The 18,670-nt window shown below is 66.5% G+C and carries 20 protein-coding genes; 10 read left to right on the forward strand and 10 right to left on the reverse strand.

Annotated features, from left to right (window positions below; genetic code table 11):
* Positions 1-29: 29 nt before the first annotated feature.
* Together ACT89H_RS21035 and ACT89H_RS21040 are read right to left on the reverse strand one after the other, a co-directional pair.
* The gene (locus tag ACT89H_RS21035; protein ID WP_445110318.1) at positions 30-218 is read right to left on the reverse strand and encodes a hypothetical protein; all 189 of its coding nucleotides are present in this window, start codon (positions 216-218) and stop codon (positions 30-32) included.
* Positions 215-484 (reverse strand): hypothetical protein, encoded by a 270-nt coding sequence (locus tag ACT89H_RS21040; protein WP_445110319.1) that lies wholly within the window; start codon positions 482-484, stop codon positions 215-217. The genes ACT89H_RS21035 and ACT89H_RS21040 overlap by 4 nt, the downstream gene beginning before the upstream one ends.
* Before the next feature lie 162 nt (positions 485-646).
* Between ACT89H_RS21040 and ACT89H_RS21045 the strand changes: the two genes are divergently transcribed.
* Entirely contained in the window at positions 647-1,579 is a 933-nt protein-coding gene (locus tag ACT89H_RS21045) for a helix-turn-helix domain-containing protein (protein ID WP_445110320.1), read from the forward strand.
* A gap of 205 nt (positions 1,580-1,784) precedes the next feature.
* Here the strand turns inward: ACT89H_RS21045 and ACT89H_RS21050 are convergent, their stop codons facing one another.
* The 4 genes from ACT89H_RS21050 to ACT89H_RS21065 all read right to left on the reverse strand — a co-directional run bounded on the left by ACT89H_RS21050 (position 1,785) and on the right by ACT89H_RS21065 (position 4,692).
* A complete protein-coding gene (locus ACT89H_RS21050; protein WP_445110393.1) occupies positions 1,785-2,180 on the reverse strand; it encodes a TrmO family methyltransferase domain-containing protein in 396 nt (131 codons plus the stop codon).
* A gap of 496 nt (positions 2,181-2,676) precedes the next feature.
* Complete coding sequence (proS, locus tag ACT89H_RS21055; protein ID WP_445110321.1) at positions 2,677-4,119, reverse strand: proline--tRNA ligase; 1,443 nt, start codon at positions 4,117-4,119, stop codon at positions 2,677-2,679.
* Positions 4,120-4,198: 79 nt separating this feature from the next.
* Positions 4,199-4,381, reverse strand: coding sequence for a hypothetical protein (locus tag ACT89H_RS21060; protein WP_445110322.1), 183 nt, complete (start codon positions 4,379-4,381; stop codon positions 4,199-4,201).
* Entirely contained in the window at positions 4,378-4,692 is a 315-nt protein-coding gene (locus tag ACT89H_RS21065) for a hypothetical protein (RefSeq protein WP_445110323.1), read from the reverse strand. The genes ACT89H_RS21060 and ACT89H_RS21065 overlap by 4 nt, the downstream gene beginning before the upstream one ends.
* A 161-nt stretch (positions 4,693-4,853) precedes the next feature.
* On the opposite strand from ACT89H_RS21065, the gene ACT89H_RS21070 reads away from it, so the two are divergent.
* Together ACT89H_RS21070 and ACT89H_RS21075 are read left to right on the forward strand one after the other, a co-directional pair.
* Complete coding sequence (locus tag ACT89H_RS21070) at positions 4,854-6,014, forward strand: helix-turn-helix domain-containing protein (RefSeq protein WP_445110324.1); 1,161 nt, start codon at positions 4,854-4,856, stop codon at positions 6,012-6,014.
* A 231-nt stretch (positions 6,015-6,245) separates the two neighbouring features.
* A complete protein-coding gene (locus ACT89H_RS21075) occupies positions 6,246-6,701 on the forward strand; it encodes a deaminase (protein ID WP_445110325.1) in 456 nt (151 codons plus the stop codon).
* Here the strand turns inward: ACT89H_RS21075 and ACT89H_RS21080 are convergent, their stop codons facing one another.
* The 3 genes from ACT89H_RS21080 to ACT89H_RS21090 form a co-directional block, all read right to left on the reverse strand.
* Positions 6,702-7,649, reverse strand: coding sequence for an antibiotic biosynthesis monooxygenase (locus tag ACT89H_RS21080; RefSeq protein ID WP_445110326.1), 948 nt, complete (start codon positions 7,647-7,649; stop codon positions 6,702-6,704).
* Between the two features lie 5 nt (positions 7,650-7,654).
* The gene (locus ACT89H_RS21085; RefSeq protein WP_445110327.1) at positions 7,655-9,061 is read right to left on the reverse strand and encodes an amidohydrolase family protein; all 1,407 of its coding nucleotides are present in this window, start codon (positions 9,059-9,061) and stop codon (positions 7,655-7,657) included.
* 217 nt (positions 9,062-9,278) lie between these two features.
* Positions 9,279-9,566: a DUF6191 domain-containing protein gene (locus tag ACT89H_RS21090; RefSeq protein WP_445110328.1), complete on the reverse strand. Its 288-nt coding sequence runs from the start codon at positions 9,564-9,566 to the stop codon at positions 9,279-9,281.
* A 168-nt stretch (positions 9,567-9,734) separates the two neighbouring features.
* Between ACT89H_RS21090 and ACT89H_RS21095 the strand changes: the two genes are divergently transcribed.
* Both ACT89H_RS21095 and ACT89H_RS21100 read left to right on the forward strand, forming a co-directional pair.
* Positions 9,735-9,935 (forward strand): hypothetical protein, encoded by a 201-nt coding sequence (locus ACT89H_RS21095; protein WP_445110329.1) that lies wholly within the window; start codon positions 9,735-9,737, stop codon positions 9,933-9,935.
* Between the two features lie 171 nt (positions 9,936-10,106).
* The gene (locus ACT89H_RS21100) at positions 10,107-10,382 is read left to right on the forward strand and encodes a hypothetical protein (protein WP_445110330.1); all 276 of its coding nucleotides are present in this window, start codon (positions 10,107-10,109) and stop codon (positions 10,380-10,382) included.
* A gap of 51 nt (positions 10,383-10,433) precedes the next feature.
* Here ACT89H_RS21100 and ACT89H_RS21105 read toward each other — a convergent pair whose 3' ends face one another.
* Positions 10,434-12,728 carry an MMPL family transporter gene (locus ACT89H_RS21105; RefSeq protein WP_445110331.1) on the reverse strand — a complete coding sequence of 765 codons (2,295 nt, stop codon included), beginning with the start codon at positions 12,726-12,728 and terminating at the stop codon, positions 10,434-10,436.
* Between the two features lie 203 nt (positions 12,729-12,931).
* Between ACT89H_RS21105 and ACT89H_RS21110 the strand changes: the two genes are divergently transcribed.
* The 5 genes from ACT89H_RS21110 (at position 12,932) to ACT89H_RS21130 (ending at position 18,436) form a co-directional block, all read left to right on the forward strand.
* Positions 12,932-13,525 (forward strand): TetR/AcrR family transcriptional regulator, encoded by a 594-nt coding sequence (locus tag ACT89H_RS21110; RefSeq protein ID WP_445110332.1) that lies wholly within the window; start codon positions 12,932-12,934, stop codon positions 13,523-13,525.
* Positions 13,526-13,560: 35 nt separating this feature from the next.
* Positions 13,561-14,064 carry an RrF2 family transcriptional regulator gene (locus ACT89H_RS21115; protein WP_445110394.1) on the forward strand — a complete coding sequence of 168 codons (504 nt, stop codon included), beginning with the start codon at positions 13,561-13,563 and terminating at the stop codon, positions 14,062-14,064.
* Between the two features lie 87 nt (positions 14,065-14,151).
* Entirely contained in the window at positions 14,152-15,885 is a 1,734-nt protein-coding gene (locus ACT89H_RS21120) for an ABC transporter ATP-binding protein (protein WP_445110333.1), read from the forward strand.
* Entirely contained in the window at positions 15,882-17,786 is a 1,905-nt protein-coding gene (locus ACT89H_RS21125; protein ID WP_445110334.1) for an ABC transporter ATP-binding protein, read from the forward strand. Before ACT89H_RS21120 ends, ACT89H_RS21125 begins: the two co-directional genes overlap by 4 nt.
* A 215-nt stretch (positions 17,787-18,001) precedes the next feature.
* Positions 18,002-18,436, forward strand: coding sequence for a DoxX family protein (locus ACT89H_RS21130; protein WP_445110335.1), 435 nt, complete (start codon positions 18,002-18,004; stop codon positions 18,434-18,436).
* Positions 18,437-18,670: the final 234 nt, after the last annotated feature.

Genomic DNA, 18,670 nt, shown 5'->3' on the forward strand with positions numbered 1-18,670 from the left:
TGCCGAGAGACGTTCACCATGAACGTCTCCTACAGCCCGACGCCGCGCTCCGTGCCCTGCCCCTCGCCACGCTCCTGTAGCCACCGCTGGGCGGACACCTTGCGCGGGCACGGCGGTGCGCAGGCGGCGTGGAGCTTCACCAGGCCGCGTGCGTGCTGCTCGTCGGCGGGCATGTTTCCGTCGTCGCAGTAGTCGTCGATCCAGTCGGGTTCGGTCACCGCTGATACTCCCGTGACGTGTCGGGCACCATCCGCCCGGCCGCGATGAGTGTGTGCCGCGCTGCCGCTTTCCGCGCGCAGCTGTCGGCGCGGCATCCTCGGTGCCGCTGCATGTCGCGGTGTGCGTCGGTCACGCTCATCGGGCCGGCGGGCGCATCGTGCGGCCCGGCCGGACGACCGGCCGCCCATTCCGCTTGCACGCGGTCGATGATCGCCTGCGGTGATGTCTCGTCCGGTTCGGCGTTGCGCCACCAATCGAACCCCATCGTGCACCCCTGTCGCGTTTCCCTGTGTGGTTGGTAGGCACCCGGCGCCGAGGAGTTCGAGACTCGACCCGACGCCGGGTGCCGATCTCAGTCTCAGGCGGTTCACCTACTTGTGACCCCGTTGCCGTGTTGACAGGTGTTTTCCATCGCTACCGTGAGGAAATGGACCAGGGGGCACTACTGCGTACGGCGCGCGAATCAGCGGGGGTGTCGCTGCGCTCGATGGCGCGGATGACGAACTACAGCCCCGCGTACCTGAGCCTCATCGAGTCCGGGAAACGTCCCGCCACACACGAGGTGGTCTGCGCCTACGAACGGACACTAGGCGCGGATCTCGAACGGCTGGCAGCGGTTTCGGAATCGCCCGCGAAGGTCGATTCGAGCAGCCTGGATGACGTGGCGGTCATGTTGTCAGCAACGCGACGCATCGAGGACGCTGCCGGTCCGGCGTCGGTTCTCGGCGTGGTGCAAGGCATGTCGACGATGGCGGAACGGTTCGCCGACCAGGCCCGCGCACGTCATGCTTCCCGCGCCGCGGCGCTGGCGAGTGAGGTCACGCAGTATCGCGGTTGGCTCGAGCACGCGACGGGTGCCGGTAAAGCCTCCCTGCGCAGCCTGGACCGATCCATTGCTCTGGCGGAGCAGGCCGGCGGTAGCGATCAGCTGGCGCACGGGCTCAGCTTCAGCGCGTATGTCCGGCTCGAGCGGGGACAGCTAGACGACGCCGCGCAGCTGGTCGACGCCGTCCTGTCCGTGCCGCGTCTACACCCCCTGATTCGCGTATACGAGCGCTACCAGCACGCGCGGGTGCTCGCGATGGCGGGCGATCGGCACGGCGCGGAGCGTGCCCTCATACAAGCCGATGCGGACACTGACGCGGCCGCAGACGAGCCACCGCCCGACGCCGGATACTGGTACACCCCGGGATTCTTCGGTCTCCAGCGTGCCCGGGTGTTGCGGACGCTGGGCAATGCCGAACGCAGCCGCGAACTCGTGGCGCAGTCGCTCGCGTCGATGCCTGAAGACCACCGCACTGCCGAATGGGCGGCGAAGTGGCGGCGCGCGGCGGCCGGAGACGACGACGTACCGCACTGAAGCGCGGGCACATTTTGGGCACAATGTGCCGCGAAATAGGGTGATCTGGAGTGAATTACAGTGATGTGTTTTTCCAGCTCAGAGCAGGTTTGATGCCCTGGCCAGGGTGGCGGAAAGGGTTCAAATCCCTCCGCCACCGCCATAGCCCTCCACTTGCTTCCCGCAGGTGGAGGGCTTTTTCTTGGAGCGGGTAGCGGCCCGGCCACTAGAAGTAGTCTTTGAGCATTTCCGTGGACCACGCAGCTTGCCGGGCGTCTCCGCGTGGGCCGAACTCCGCGAACCAGGGTTTGATGTCCAGCACGGGCGTGCCGTCGACGGCGTCCAGCTCGGCGACATGCAGGTCCAGGCCGTCCACTCGGAGCAGGCGACAGCGTGAGACGCCGAGCCAGTTGATGCGTCGCATGTTCCTGTGCCCGAAGATGCCGACCTTCGGCCATTCGGGATTGTCGCGGGCGCTGCGTGCACCGAAATGCAGGTCCGTCGGGTCGGTGAGGTGGAACCGGACACGATCTCCAGGTGGCTGAACTCCTCCAACCCCTGTACCGACTCTTCGGTGAAGCGCGGGTCGTCGACGCGAATGATCGCCTCGGTGCCGCCCCAGTGATCATCAGTTGGTTCACGTCGGCCACCTACCACGTGGGCGACCGGCACTACTTCGAACACCTCGTCAGCCATAAGTCCTCTGTCCTACTTCTGGTTTGCTGCTAGATACTCGGCTGCCTGCTCGTCGGTCTCGCGGACACCGGGAATGGACTGGCCTCGGTACGGTGCCAGCGTTGAGCGTATGTCGCGGGCGACGTTCCGGGTGCGCCCGGACTGCACCCCGCCCATCGCGTCGAGTGCGGAACGCCAGCTCGCGCAAGCCTGCTCGATTTCGCCGCTGCGGGCCTGCACCGTGCCGAGGTATGGATTGCGCCGGATTTCATCTGTGGCACACCGCGCCGGGATCGGCCGCGGGAGAGCGTCACGGGGCATCAACCGCTGGATAACATGTCGCGGAAGTGGTTCGGTTGGCCTGTGGGTGAGGATGAACCAGAGGTCGGCTGCTCCGTTCAGCGACGAGCGAAGTCGCCGAACAGGTCGCCGGAATGGCCCAGTTAGTACGCGCGGCCGAAGATCACTCGCTTGCCGTACTCCGCCGCGACGCCGCATCGCACGCATGTTCCGGTCTCCGGCTCACCGTTGAGAGGGATGCAGCGGGGGGTAGCGGCTGTTTCCGCTTTGATGTCCTCCTCGCACTCGCGCCGACCGCAGTGCAGAGCCAAGGCCCACCCGGTGGCGACGGCCGTGCCGAACGCCTCCCAGTCGTCGACCGTGGTGGTACGAGCGTCGCGGAACTCGGTTGCGCGCTGCAATAGGTACTGCTGGAAGTCGTCGAGGATTCCGGGCAAGACCTCTGGGGCGGTCGCGATCGGCACCGGTTGCTTTCCTTCGTCCCCGAGTCGTTTGACCATCAGCGCCGTGCCGGATTCGATGTCGCGGGGGCCAAGTTCGAGGCGGATGGGCACGCCGCGCTGCTCCCACTCGTTGTATTTCCAACCCGGAGTCAGCTGTGGCCGCGAGTCCATGTGAACGCGAATTCCAGCGGCCTTCAATCGCCTCGCGAGTTCGGTGGCCGCATCAAGGACCCGGTCAGCCTTGTCGCCTCGGGCGATCGGGACGATCACCACCTGGTAAGGCGCTAGCCGGGGCGGCAGCACCAGGCCGCGGTCGTCGCCGTGGGCCATGACGATGCCGCCGAGCATTCGCGTGCTCATGCCCCAGGATGTGGTGTGCGCGAAGGCTTGTCGCTCTTCTTGGGTGGTGTAGCGGATATTGAACGCACGCGCGAAGTTCTCTCCCATGTAGTGGGAGGTCCCCGCCTGCAATGCTTTTCCGTCCCGCATCATCGCTTCGATGGTGAAGGTTTGAACCGCGCCGGCGAACCGCTCGCCGGGTGTCTTCTCTCCGGGCACCACGGGGATGGCGGCCATGTCCCGGGCGAAGTCGGTGTAGAAGCCTAAGGCGAGCATGGTCTCGCGTACCGCGTCCGCTTGGTCGGCGTGCGCGGTATGGCCCTCCTGCCAGAGGAATTCGGTAGTGCGCAGCAGCATCCTGGGCCGCAACTCCCAACGCACGACGTTCGCCCACTGGTTGAGCAGCAACGGCAGGTCGCGATGGGACGTGATCCACTTGGCCATCATTTCGCCGATGACGGTCTCGGATGTCGGGCGGACGACGAGAGGTTCCTCCAACTCCTTGCCGCCCGCGTGGGTCACCACCGCGAGTTCGGGGGAGAATCCCTCGACGTGGTCGGCTTCCCGGTTGAGATAGCTCTCCGGGATCAGCAGCGGGAAGTAGGCGTTCTCGTGGCCGGTTTCCTTGATCCGGTGATCCAGGTCGGCTTGCAGCAGCTCCCAGATCCGGTAGCCGTACGGGCGGATGACCATCGTGCCTTTGGCAGGCCCGCGATCTACCAGCCCCGCCTTGGCCACGACCTCGTTGTACCAGGCCGAGAAGTCCTCATCCTGCGAGGTCACGCCTTGCTCGTTGCGTCCCATGGGCGCGCAGTTTACTGAGTTGCCGTCGCCGAGCCGGGTCCGGACCGTCGCTCTGGCTCGCTCGGCAGTGCGGGATTTCCTACTCGACGTTGGACTGCGGGTCCAGTATGTCCCGGGCGCGGTCGATTGCGTCGTCCTCGAGGATCTCGGCGTGCTCTTCGGGCGTGCGGGGCCAGCCATCCGGACCGACGTATTGCGCGGTTCCGTCGTCTGAGAACCCGCAGAACCGAAGTGTGTCATCGTGCGGCTGGGCTGCGTTCATCGCAGCGCCTTCGCCGGTTTCACGCGACCGGCCTCAACGAGCACCCGGAACGCAGCTGCCTTGCAGTCGCAACTTTCGGCATCGCAGCGGATCAACTTCTGCATGACGATCCGGGCCTGCGGAACCGTGAAGGGCACGACCGGTGCGGGATGGCAGTCGTATTCGGCCCGATCGGGTAGTCCACCGTCAGGAGTCAGGGCGGACCGCTTGTCGCCGCGCTCGAGGAATCGGGGCAGGCCGTCGAATATCAACCAGAGCCCGGCCAGAACAGCTGCGATGACGACGAGCGTGGTGATGAGCTCATCGGTCACGGGGCCCCCTCGGTGCGCTGTGGTGGTGTGGGTCGGCACCCGACGCCGGGGAACTCGGTGGCTCAGCCCGGCGTCGGGGCCTGCCAGGAAGGTTCGCGGACGGCAAGGTCACCGAGGGACAGTGCGGGGACAGCGGGCCGCGATCGATCTACCCTCGAGGCATGAGCGACAGCGTGGGGCAGCGGATCGCATCCGAACGGAAACTCGCAGGGCTCAGTCAAAGAGCGCTAGCTGCGCGCGCGACCTACAGCCTGAGCATGGTGAAAGCGGTGGAGCAGGGACGGGAACCCGCTTCCCCCGGCTTCATCTCGGCAGTAGCGCGTGCTCTACGGGTGACGCCGGAGCAGTTGACCGGCGCACCCTACGACGATGGAAAGCCGTTGTCCGACGCGCTGAACGAACTGTCTGTGCTGTTGACCGAAGGGCGGCACGCCCGCGCGTTCGACCCCGGTCTGCCGGCGCAGCTCGATGCCGATCTCTCGGCCGCGCAACTGCTGTACCGCCGCGACCGGACACGGCAGACCATCGAGGTATTGCCCGGCATCATCCGCCGATTGCACGGTGCCGTGCGCGAGCTATCCGGCGACGAACAGGCGCACGCCTATACCCTCCTGACAGCCGCGTACCTGCTCGCCGAGTGGTCGGTCCGGAGAACCGGTCACCTTCTGCTCACACTGCCCGCGCTCGACCTTGCCGACACCTACGCGTCGCTGGCCGATGATCGCAACTGGGGTGCGTTCTCCGTCCTGGCGCGTGCACGAGTCCTCACCCATTACGGGGAATCGGAGGTCGCCGGCCAACTCATCGACACGGCGATTTCTGCCGCGGACGACACCCGGGCCGGGCTGGTCTTGGGCGGGTACTCCCATCTTGCCGCTGCGGTGAACGAGGCCCGGAGGCTGAACTATCCGGCCGCGGTCGACCACATCGGCGCGGCGCGGACAATCGCGGCGCGGACCGGTGAGACCGACTTGTACATGACGGCGTTCGGTCCGCTGAACGTCGAGATCCACGCTCACGCTATCGAGATGGAATCCGGCGACCCGAACCGGGCCGCGATCGAGGGCGCGGAGCTGGTCTACTCGGACGGGGCACCGCCCACCCGGATCGGGCATCACTGGCAGGACAACGCCCGTGCCTGGTTGATGTCGGGGAAGCCGGACAAGGCGCTGGTTGCATTGAACAAGGCACGTGCAGCGGCACCGCAACAGACCCGGTTGCACCCCGGGGTGCGGGAGACCGTTCACGGGATCGCCGCGGCACAGCGGCGGCAGAGCGAGGGTTTGGTGGGGTTCGCGTCCTGGCTCGGAGCGACGCTGTGAGCAACGCCAAGATGAAAATTATCGGAATGGCCCGCTGCACCACCCGAATCCGCCGACCCGAACTTCGACAGCTCTGCTGATTTCGCCGCAGCCCGCCAGTTCTATCAAATCGAGTGTCTCGAGCGAGGGTACCAGCTTGTGGCATGGGGTTTATCGCAGAACACATGGCGTACCGGTGCGGGTTTGCTGGTTCCGTAGGATGAGTTCGTCACGGCTGAAGGAGGTCGAACGGTGACCGAATGCGACCACCACTACTGGATGAACCGGGCCATCGAGCTCGCGCGTTTGTGCCCGGTGGCGGAGGGCGCGTTCTCGGTGGGTGCGGTGATCGTCGCCGACGGTGTGGAGGTCGCCACCGGCTACTCGCGCGAGTCCGATGCCAAGGAGCATGCCGAGGAGGCCGCGCTCCGCAAGGTCGACCCGGCTGATCCTCGGCTGGCGCGCGCCACGATCTACAGCACGCTGGAACCCTGTTCGGAGCGGGGGACGAAGGGCCGGCTGCCGTGCACGGACCGGATACTGCGGGCCGGTATTCCGGTCGTGGTGATCGCGTGGCGCGAGCCGTCGACGTTCGTGGCGAACTGTGTGGGAGTGGAGAAACTGCGGCAGGCGGGCGTCGAGGTGGTCGAGCTTGCCGACCTGGCCGAGGCGGCGATGTCGATGAACCGGCACCTCGACCTGTCCTGATCAGTCGTAGTCCCAGTACTGCAACCAGCGCACCGACGCGAACAGCAGAAGCGTCAGTGCGTAGAGCACGACGACCACCGCCGCCCCGATGATGCTGATCCGCGGGCTCGCGCCGTCGACCGGATCGAGCCACCGGCGGAAACGCTTCGCGACCGCGGGCGAGAGGAAATAGCTCATCACGCCCACGCTGACGATCTGGCTGAGCCACAGCGCCAGCCACGGCCGCACTCCGAACCGGTCGAGCACCGGGCCGAGGAATCGGGACAGCACCATCACCGTCGGATACAACACCAGCAACACGAGCATGGCGGTCTTCCAGGTCGGCGTCATCCTGGTCTCGCCGTCGACCGTGCGCACGGTCGAGCCGAACGGTGTGGTGTGCGCGTCCACGGTGAAGTCTTCGGTCAGCTTCGAGCGCAATTCCGGCAGGGCGGCTGCGCGTTCGTCCGAGCTCAGCCATTCGGTCAGCTGCCGTTGCGTGCGGAATCGGAGCACCGAGAACCAGCGTCCGTCCTCCGCCGGGAAGAGCGCGGCGCCCTCGAATCCCGGAAATCTCGAACTGGCCGCGATGAGCCGCGCCTCCGTCGCCTCGAATTCGGATTCCTTGGCGCGCGCGACGCTGTGCCGGAATACGCAGATGCCCGGCGGTGGTGACTCGCCTTCGACGATGATCAGATCCGAACTCTTGTAATGGAAGCCGCGGGACGCGCCGTCGGACATAGTGGCCGCCCGTTCGGCCGAGTCCAGGAATTCGTGCAGCAATGGCTCGGATCGAAATGTGACGCTGAATCCCGGTTCGAGCAGCGGGCTCTCGGTCACCGCGACGGAGGCAGATATGAATCCGCGCATCGCGCGGGCGGTTTCGGTCAGCCGCGCCAGCCATTCCCGGAAAGCCGTGTCGTGCTCCGGTCGGTGAAAGACCGTTACGACGGTAGCGGCGGCGTTCATCGGCGCTATATGACGTCGACGCGACGGCCCCGCACGTAGACCTCGGTGATCGCGGGCTCGCGGATACCCATCAGCAGTGCGAACAGCGTCTGATCCCGGGCCAATACCGGGTCGTCGGAACGGATGCCGTACGCCAGCGCGCTTTGCAGCGCCGGAACACGCGCCGGTTCGACCACGAGGAAATCGGCTTCCTTACCGGTATCGAAATTCCCGAAACGGTTCTCCATATCCAAGGCGCGCGCACCGGCCAGCGTGCCGGTGAACAGCATTTCCGCGGGATGCATCGACACGCCCTGCTCGCCCGGTTCGGAGATGTGCACTTTGAAAGCGGCGGAGAGCACCTGCGGAATCAGCCATTCGTCGCCCCCGCCGTAATCGGTGCCCGCCGCCACTGTGACGCCGGAGGCGAGGGTCCGCTTCCACGGCATCGTGCCGGAGCCGAGGAACTGCTGCGAGACCGGGCAGTGCGCGACCGACGTGCCGGTTTCGGCCATCCGCCGCAGCTCGGCGTCCTGGCAGTGCACGCAGTGGGCGAGAACGGTGCGCCTGCCGAGCAGGCTCTTGCCGCCGATCGCCGACCCGGGCAGGAATTTCCCGTCGTAAGTGTCCAGGTAGGTGGCGACTTCGTAGGCCTGCTTGGTGGTGTCGACTTCGCCGGTCCCCGCGCGGTTGTTCTCGTTCAGGTGACTGTGGAAGTAGACGCCGCGTTCGCGTACCGAGTCGTAGAGATCACCCAGGTTTTTCAGCGTCGTGCGCGTGACCGCCAAAGAGAATCGCGGGACTATCGCCACGTGCAGCAGGGCCGTGTCCACGTCACCGGTGTCGGCGGCGTGCCAGGTGTCGATCTCTTCGCTCGTCAATCGGATGGCGTCGTCTTCGGTGGTGATCAGTGGCGCCGCCGCATCCGCTCCGGTCGTTTGGATACCACGACCCGCGACCATCCGCAGACCACGCCGCCGGGTTTCGGCGAACAGCGCGTCTTGCGCATGCGGGAACGCCGAGCCGAAGACCATCGCCGCCGTGGTGCCCGCGGCGATGCGCCGCGCACAGAATTCGATGGCCGCCGATCGCGCGAATTCGGGGTCGGCGTACCGTGATTCCGCGGGATAGATGCACAATTCGAGCCACTCCAGCAGCTGGCCGCCGCCATAGGCGTCGCCGGCGAAGGTCTGCGGGAAATGAATATGCGTGTCGACGAAACCGGGAAGCAGGAATCCCGGACGATGATCGAACACATTTTCGGCACGGTGCTCGGCCGGGATATCGGAGCGTGGTCCGCAGAATACGACCCGTCCGTTGTCGTCGATTATCAAAGCCCCGTCGGGCAGGTCGGCCAACGCGTCGGCCGCATCACCGGCAGCGGGACTCCCGGCGATGTGGAAAATGTGCCCCAAGTGGACTTGGCTCACCATTCGAGGAAAACACATATCGACCCGGCACGCGAGCGGATCGGATGAAATGCGGTCGGACGCCGCCGACTGCGCCGCAGCGGGAATCCGCGCTGTCGGCCACCACGTCGGCCTCGACGTGCCCAGTCGGGCGTGCGGCGCGCAGGCACCGGCCGGCCGCGCCGGATGCGGGGCGACCCGGCCGCCCTCGCTGAGAATCGCGGGCGCGCAGCGGTACCCGCTACCGCCCCGCGTCCCGGCGCAACACGACCTTGCGGCCGTCCAGATCGATCCCGACCAGCGGCGGCGCGCCCTGGTCCTGCTCGTCGCGCAACATCGACACCGATTCGCGGTGGTCGAGCTCCATGCGCTTGGTCGAATAGAACAGCGCGGTGAACTCGTCGGTGAACGTGCCGGAGACCGGGGTGCGGCGGCGCCTGCGGCGCTTGTTCACGGTCAGCTCGTAGACGGCCACCAGCACGAGCAGGATCACCCAGCCGGGGATCGTCCACTGGAACAGCGCTGCCATGCCACCGAAGCTACCAGCCGACGCGCCCCGGACCGGGGCGAAAACTGTCCGTTTCACGACGGGTAACCGATGCGATAGTGGGTATACGCCGGATACGCAAGTGCGGGAAGGACGCGATGCCAGATGCGCCGTCGGACAATCCGCGCGAGAACGATGCGCGAGTGAGATATGAGAATCGGAAGTGTAATCCTCTTGATCTGGTTGCTGATCGGCGTGGTCGCCGCAGCACAACGGCACTATTTCGACAGCGGGCCGGTCAACTGCGCCGGTGCGGGCACCATCGTCGTCACGGTCATCGCGGGGCCGCTCAACTACCTGGGCGTCAACCCGAAGATCGCGGATTGCAATGTCCCGCAACCGAGCCCGTAGTTCGACCGAGTGACCACGGACGGCCGGGTGGGTGTGCCACCCGGCCGTCCGCTTTTCGGTGCGCCCCGGTTCGCTGACCTGGCTGAAATCGTCGTCACCTGGTTGTGCGTTGGGTGACTGTCCGTGGGTCCGGGTATTCCCTCGACGGGGTGCACGGAAGGAACCGTTGAGATGCGCGATTACGAACGTCGTGGGCGTGATTACGATCGTCGTGCGCGTGCCGGGCGCGGCCCCGGCGCAGGCTCCCGGCTACTCGGGTTCCTGCTGCTGGCCTGGCTGGCGATCGGCTTGCTGGCGGCCGGTCAGCGCCATTATTTCGACAGCGGCCCCCCGAGCAACTGCGCTGGCTGGGGCACGATCGGTCTCACCGCCCTCGCGGGCCCGCTCAACTACCTCGGGGTGAATCCGAAGGTCGGCGACTGCGAATTGCCGCAACCGAGCCGATGAAACACAGTCGGCCCCGCATCCGGATGCGGGGCCGACTGCGTGATCTGCGGATCAGCCGACGCCGACCGGCACCTTCGCCGCCTCGGCGGATCGCCGCTGCAGCTCACGCAGCTTCGAGCCCTCGACATCGATGTCGGGCAGGATCCGGTCGAGCCACTTCGGCATCCACCACGACCACTTGCCCATCAGCACCAGCAGCGACGGAATCAACACCATGCGGACGAGGAACGCGTCCAGTAGCACGCCCGCCGCCAAGGCGAAACCGAACGACTTCACCGTCACGTCGGTTTCCAGCATGAAGGAACTGAACACCGAGATCATGATGATCGCCGCCGAAGTGACCACGCGCGCGCCATGGTGGTAACCGGCGACCACCGCGTCCTTGGCCGACCTGCCGTGCACGAACTCCTCACGCATCCTGGTCACCAAGAAGACCTGGTAGTCCATCGCGAGGCCGAACACCAGACCGATCAGCATGATGGGCATGAAGCTGACCAGCGGATGCGGATCCTCGATCAGGCCGAGCTTGCCCTCCTGGAAGATCAGCACGGTCGCGCCGAAGGTGGCGGCCATCGACAGCAGGAACCCGAGCGCCGCGGTGAGCGGCACCAGGATCGACCGGAACACCAGGATCAGCAGGACGAATGCCGCGCCCGCCACGATCGCCAGGTAGGGCACGATCTTGCTGAGCAGCACATGGTCCACGTCGGCGTAGATCGCCGTGGTGCCGGTGATGCCGTACTCGATGCCGTATTCGGCCTTCAGCCGGCTTTCGGCCGCCCTGGCGTCGCGCACCAGGTCCTTGGTGGCCTGATTGTTGGGCCCGGACTTCGGCACCCCGTTCAGCAGCGCGCCCTGCTGGTCCCGGCTCCACTGCGGCTCGGTCACGTAGTCCATGTCGGGGTAGGACGCGAGTTTGTCGCGCAGCGCCCGCACCGCGGCGTCCCGGTTCTCGTCGGGCACGGCGCTCAGGTCGGCGACCACGTTGAGCACGCCGTTGCTGCCCTCGCCGAAGCCTGCGGTCCGCAGCTCGTAGGCCTTCCGGATGGTGGAGGTCTTCGGCATGCTGTCCTCGCCGGGCAGGCCCAGGTTCAGACCGGCCGCGGGGGCGGCGAGCGCGCCCAGCACCACGACGCTCAGGATCAACGCCACCCACGGCGCGCGGCCGATCAGGCGACCGAAACGCATGCCGTTGGTCACCGAGTTCTCATCCTCGGGATCGTGCTGGGCGACCACCGGCAGCTTCGGCTTGAACAGGAAGCGGCCGAACGCGCCGAGCAGCGCGGGCATCAGCGTGATCGCGGTGAGCACCGCGAAACCGGCGGCGATCGCCCCGCCCAGACCCATGAACGTCATGAACTGGACACCGACGACGCTCAGACCCGCGAGCGCGATGACGACGGTCAGACCGGCGAACACCACGGCGGAACCAGCCGTGCCGAGCGCGGTGCCCGCAGCCTCTTCCGGCGAATCCTGCACCGCGAGTTCGTGCTTGTATCTGGACACGATGAACAGCGCGTAGTCGATGGACAGCGCGATACTGATCATCGAGGCGAGGAAAGGAGTGAAGCTGGGAATCTCGATCACCGACGTACCGAGCATGATCAGTGACGTTGCCGCGCCCAAGCCGATGATCGCGGTGACGATCGGCACGACCGCCGCGACGATAGCGCCGAACGTGACGATCATCACGACCAGCGCGACGGCCATGCCGATCACCTCGGACCTGCCGCTGGGCAGTTCCTGCTTCTGCGCGATCGAGCCGCTCATCTCGACCGTGAGCCCGGCGTTGCGGGCGTCGGCGGCGACGTCGTAGGCCGCTTCGCGGTTGGCGTCGGTCACGTCGGTGACCTTCGCGATCGTGAACGGGACGTTGATCACCGCGACGGTGGCGGGCGCGGTCCGACTGAGTATGTTCAGCGGGGCGCCACTGCACTGGGCGGGGTCGGGATTGCTCAGGCAGCCCATCTTCTCGGTCGTTTCGACCGGGTTGACGACGGGCTTGCCGTGGTCGACGATGTCGAGCCGGCCGAGTTCGGCGATGAACGCGTCCAGCGCCGCACGGTTGGCCGGATCGGTCAGCTTCTGTCCCGCCGGCGCGGCGGCGACGTAGGTGCCGGTGACCGCGTCGAATTCGAACGCCGCGGAGGCGCCGGGAAAGTGCTTGTCGAGGATTTCGTTGGCACGCTGCGAGGGCAGGTTCGGCATGCTGAAGTCGTTGCTCATCGGCTTGCTGAGCTGCAATCCCAGCCCACCGAGGAGCACGAACAGTACGAGCCAGACCGGAAGCACTATCCATTTCCGGCGGAAGGCGAACTTCCCCCATCTGTACAGATAAACGGACACGAGTGGTTACTCCTAGCGATGACTGGGATCGTGCTGGTTCTACGTGTAGACAGCACTCGCGGGGGTGCCCTGCCTGCCTCCGCCTCCACTGACGCTTTCTGCCTACCGTGCGGTAGGTAGACTACCCAGGCGATAAGCGGAGGTACAACCTCTGATTTGCGGGCGACCTTCGCCGCCTGCGAAGGTGATGAGAAGATCGTCGGATGGTTGGGCGTGACACATCCGGCGCTGTCGCAGCAGGTCGAAGCACCAAAAGTGCGATTCGGGACGCCGCGATGAAGCTGTTCGGAGCCAAAGGATTCGAACAGACGAGCCTGCGTGAGGTCGCCGATGCGGTGGGAATCACAAAGGCTTCGCTCTACTATCACTACGCCTCGAAGCTCGATCTGCTGCTGGCGATCATCGATCCGATCGTCGATCACATGCGTTCGGTGGTGGACGATCTCGACCGGCTGCCGCACGACACCGAGAGCATCCGCCAGGTGCTGCGGACATATCTGCGTGGTCTGATCCATCACCGTGACGCCGGAGCGCTGATCGTGCGCGATACGGTCGCGATCATCAATGCCATGGCCGACCGCTATCCCGATCTGAAGAACACCAACGAGGCGCTGCGCCAGTGGCTGGCCGGGCCGGACGCCACCGCGGCGGCGCAACTGCGCGCCTGCGCCGCGCTCGAGGTGATCTGTGTGGCGCTGGTGTCCAAGGAACTCGTGCCCGGTGCGGACGACGCACTGGTGGAAGCGTCCCTGCTGGACGCCGCGACCTGCGTGCTCGCAGGCAGCGGCGCCGCGTAGATTCGAGCCATCCCCCGATGCCAGGAGTCGCCGCCGTGCACATCACCGCGAAGGTCGATTACGCGGTGCGGACGCTGCTCGAGATCGCCAGTGCGCCGCGGCTGGACCAGTCCGTGGTCGCGCTCGGCGTACCCCTCGCGCAGGCCGCACCGGTGGTCAAGGCCGAAGCGATCGCCACCGCCCAGCGGATTCCGCCCAAGGTGCTCGAGTCCGTGCTCGGTGAACTGCGCCGCGCCGAACTGGTGATCAGCAGGCGCGGCCCGGACGGCGGCTATTGGCTGGCCAGGCCGGCCGCCGACATCTCCATCGCGGACGTGATCCGCGCGATCGAGGGCCCGCTCGCGTCGGTGCGCGGCGCGCGACCGGAGGACGTCCACTACGCTGGGGCGGCCGAGCCGTTGCAGCGGGTATGGATCGCGTTGCGGGTCAACATTCGCGCGGTGCTGGAGAACGTCACCGTCGCCGACATCGCGAGCAACCAACTGCCCGGATTCGTCGATGCCCTCACCGAAGACCCGGGCGCCTGGGCGCGCCGCTAGCACCGCACACCCCGACGGGAGAGCATCCATGCAGGTCGAAAATCCCTACGGCGTATCGCGCCGACAGCCGGTAGCCTGCGATTCATCATGCTGATCCGACTGCTCCGCACGCATCTGTACCCTTACCGCGCCCAGCTGGTGGGGGTCGTTGTGCTTCAGCTCACTTCCGTGATCGCGATGCTGTATCTGCCGAGCCTGAACGCGGACCTGATCGACAACGGCGTCACCAAAGGTGATCTCGGCTACATCTGGACCACCGGCTTGTGGATGCTCGCGGTCACGGGCGTGCAGATCGTCGCGTCGGCCGCTTCGGTCTATCTCGGCGCGCAGGCGGCCATGAGCGCGGGCCGCGATCTGCGCGGCGCCCTGCTACACCGCGTCGGCACCTTCTCCGCACGTGAAGTGGGCATGTTCGGCGCGCCCTCGCTGATCACCCGCAATACCAACGACATTCAGCAGGTTCAGCTGCTCATCGTGATGTCGGCCACCATCCTGGTGATGGCGCCGATCATGTGCGTCGGCGGCATCATCATGGCGTTGCGCGAGGATCTCGGCCTGTCCTGGCTGCTGCTGATCGCGGTGCCCGCGCTCGGTTTGTCCATGGCCGTACTGATCTCCAGGATGGTCCCCGGCTTCCGCGACATGCAGGCCAGGATCGACGAGGTGAATCGGGTACTGCGCGAGCAGATCACCGGTATCCGCGTGGTGCGGGCCTTCGTGCGGGAACGGCAGGAGACCTGGCGGTTCGGCCTGGCCAACACCGAGCTCACCGCTACCGCGCTGCGAGTCGGCCGGTTGATGGCGCTGATGTTCCCCACGGTCATGCTGATCAGCAACGTCACCGCGGTCGCGGTGATCTGGTTCGGCGGGCGCGCGATCGACGCCGGGCACATGCAGATCGGTTCGCTCACCGCGATGCTGTCCTACATCATGCAGATCCTCATGGCCGTGATGATGGCCTCGTTCCTGGCCATGATGGCGCCGCGCGCCGCGGTCTCGGCCGACCGGATCGGCGAGGTGCTGGAGACCGAGTCCTCGGTGCACCCGCCGCGCCTGCCGCAGCCGTTCACCGACGACCCGGCCGTCGTCGACTTCCAGTTCGCCGAGTTCGCTTTCCCCGGTGCGGAAAAGCCCGTGCTGAAAGCCATCCGATTCCAGGTGCGCCCCGGCACCACCACCGCGATAGTCGGCTCCACCGGCTCGGGGAAGACCACGCTGATCAACCTCATACCCCGGCTGATGGACGTCACCGACGGCGCCGTCTACGTCGGCGGCACCAACGTACGTCACGTCGACCTGGAGGTGTTGCGCTCGCAGATCGGCCTCGTCCCGCAGAAGGCGTACCTCTTCTCCGGCACGATCGCGAGCAACCTGCGTTACGGCAATCCGCACGCCACCGACGCGGAGCTGTGGCGCGCGCTGGAGATCGCGCAGGCCGCCGATTTCGTCCGGGAGATGCCGGAGGGGCTGCAAACCCCCGTCGCCCAGGGCGGTACCACTGTCTCCGGAGGTCAGCGTCAGCGGTTGGCCATCGCCCGAGCGCTGGTGAAGAAGCCGCGGGTGTATCTATTCGACGACTCGTTCTCCGCGCTGGACGTAGCGACCGACGCCAGGCTGCGGGAGGCGCTGAAGCCGGAAACCGCCGACGCCTCGGTCCTCATCGTCGCTCAGCGCATCGCCACCATCCGGGACGCGGACCAGATCGTAGTGCTGGAAGACGGCGCGATGGCGGGCATCGGCACGCACGAGCAACTCCTACGGGACTGCTCGGAGTACCGGGAGATCGTCGAGTCGCAACTGAGTGCCGAGGAGGCGCGATGAGACCCGGAATGCCCACACCCGGTGCGCCGGGCACCAAGGCGAAATCGTTCGGGCCCTCGCTGAAACGATTGTTGCGCAGGCTCGCTCCGGAGCGGTTGCAGGTCGCGCTGATCATCGCGCTCGTCATCATTTCGGTGGTGCTGAACACAATCGGCCCGTACGTACTGGGCAAGGCGACCAACCTGGTCTTCGACGGCGTTGTCGGCAAACAGCTGCCGCCCGGCGTGTCCAAGGAGCAGGCGATCGAAGCCCTGCGAGCCAAGGGTGACAACACCTTCGCCGACATGCTCGGCGCCATGAACGTGGTGCCCGGGGTCGGGGTGGACTTCGGCGCGGTCGGGCGAGTCCTCGCGCTGGTGCTGGTGCTGTACATCGGCGCGGCCGTCTTCGGATGGTTGCAGGCGTACCTGCTCAACATCGTGATCAACCGGACGGTGAAGCGGCTGCGCAGTGAGGTCGAGGACAAGATCCATCGGCTTCCGTTGCGCTACTTCGACTCCGCGCCGCGCGGCGACGTGCTCAGCCGGGTGACCAACGACGTCGACAACGTCTCGCAGGGCCTGCAGCAGACCATGAGCCAGCTGCTCGTGTCGGTGTTCTCGGTGCTCGGCATCCTGGTCATGATGTTCTGGATCTCCTGGCAGCTCGCGGTGATCGCATTGCTCACCGTGCCCGCCGCCGTCGTGGTCACCGCGCAGATCGCCAAGCGGTCCAAGCCGCACTTCGTCGACCAGTGGAAGTACACCGGCCTGGTCAACGCCCAGGTCGAGGAGGCGTACACCGGGCACGAGGTGGTCACCGCGTTCGGCCGCAACCGCGAGGTCGGCAAGGAATTCGACCAGCGCAACGAGCAGCTCTACCAGGCCAGCTTCAAAGCGCAGTTCATCTCGGGCCTGATCATGCCCGCGATCATGTTCCTGGGGAACGTGAACTTCGTGCTGGTCGCGCTGGTCGGCGGACTGAAGGTGGCCACGGGCAGCCTCTCGCTCGGCGAGGTGCAGGCGTTCATCCAGTACTCCCGTCAGTTCAGCCAGCCGCTGACCCAGCTCGGCGCGATGGCCAACCTGCTGCAATCCGGCGTCGCCTCGGCCGAGCGGATCTTCGAGATCCTCGACGCCGAGGAGCAGAGCCCGGACCCGGTGATGGCCGAAGCCCGCCCGGTCGACCGAGGCCGGGTGGAGTTCGAGGCCGTCTCGTTCCGCTACGAACCCGACAAGCCGGTGATCGAGCGGCTGTCCCTGGTGGCCGACCCCGGGCACGTGGTCGCCATCGTCGGCCCCACCGGCGCGGGCAAGACCACGCTGGTGAACCTGCTCATGCGGTTCTACGAACTGGACGCGGGCACCATCACCATCGACGGCGTCGACATCACCGAGATCACCCGCGACCACCTGCGCTCGCGCATCGGCATGGTATTGCAGGACACCTGGCTGTTCAAGGGCACCATCCGGGAGAACATCGCTTACGGCAACCCGAACGCGAGCGAAGAGGAGATCCTCGCCGCGGCGCGCGCCGCCTACGTCGACCGCTTCGTGCACGCGCTGCCCGACGGCTACGACACGGTGATCGACGACGAGGGCTCCGGCGTCAGCGCGGGCGAGAAACAGCTGATCACCATCGCGCGCGCGTTCCTCGCCAAACCGTCCATCCTCATCTTGGACGAGGCGACAAGCTCGGTGGACACCCGCACCGAGCTGCTCGTCCAGCACGCCACCGCCGCCCTGCGCCGTGACCGGACCAGTTTCGTCATCGCCCACCGCCTGTCCACCATCCGCGACGCCGACCTGATCGTCGTCATGGAAGCGGGCCGCATCGTGGAACACGGCTCGCACGACCGCTTGCTCGAGGAGCGCGGGGCGTACTACCGGCTGTACAACGCCCAGTTCGCTGGAGCTGTGTAGTTCGGCCGGCGGGCCGGAACGGCGAAAGCTCGGTCAGCTTCGCTCGGAACCTGGTGTCGCGGTGCGCTGGGCACGTCGACATTTGGGCAGGCCCAACGTGCGGGGAAGGCGCGTCGGAACAATTTTCGCCGCGACCGATGAATCCGCGCCAGAGCCGCAGTCCTCTCAGGTGAACGCGCTACCGGACAGCGCGACCGACCCTGGAGGAACGAACAATGACCACCATCGCCGCCGCGACCACCGCCACCGCCGTCCGCCCCGGCAAAGTCCGCAACCGTGTCCTGTGGGGATTGCAGATCTTCCTGGGCCTGTTCTTCATCGTCGCCTCGGGCTTGCCGAAGGTGCTCGACATGGTCCCCGAGGAGAACATGGCGGCGATGCGTGAGGCCGGTTTCGGCTCGCCCTGGTTCATGTACTTCGTGGGGACCTGCGAGATCGCGGGCGGGATCGGCCTGCTCGTGCGGCGCCTGAGCGGGCCGGCCGCGGTCGGCCTGTCGGTCCTGACCCTGCTTGCCGCGGCGACCAACCTCTTCCTCACGGATATGCCCGCCTACGCGCCCTTCCCGCTGGTGCTGTCGGGCATCTTCGCCTGGATCGCCTATGAGCGCCGCGACTCCATCCTCGCCCTGCGCTCGCTGCTCACCCGATGACACCACGATAGGCACGCAAAACGATCGGCAGGCTGCTGCGGCCCGCCGATCGTTTCCGGCGTCGCCAGGCAAGAGCGTTCAGGGTCCGCCCTTGCCCGGCAATACATTCGCAGGCCGACGCGGGGGCCAGGCGGGTCATGAGCCGCGCGTCGCACTCGACTTGCGGCGTACCGCGCTGCGGGTGCACCAGGAGCAGACCGAGCGGGTGTCGCGCCTCGGCGAATCCGACTGACC

It is taken from the genome of Nocardia aegles (genome assembly GCF_052545135.1).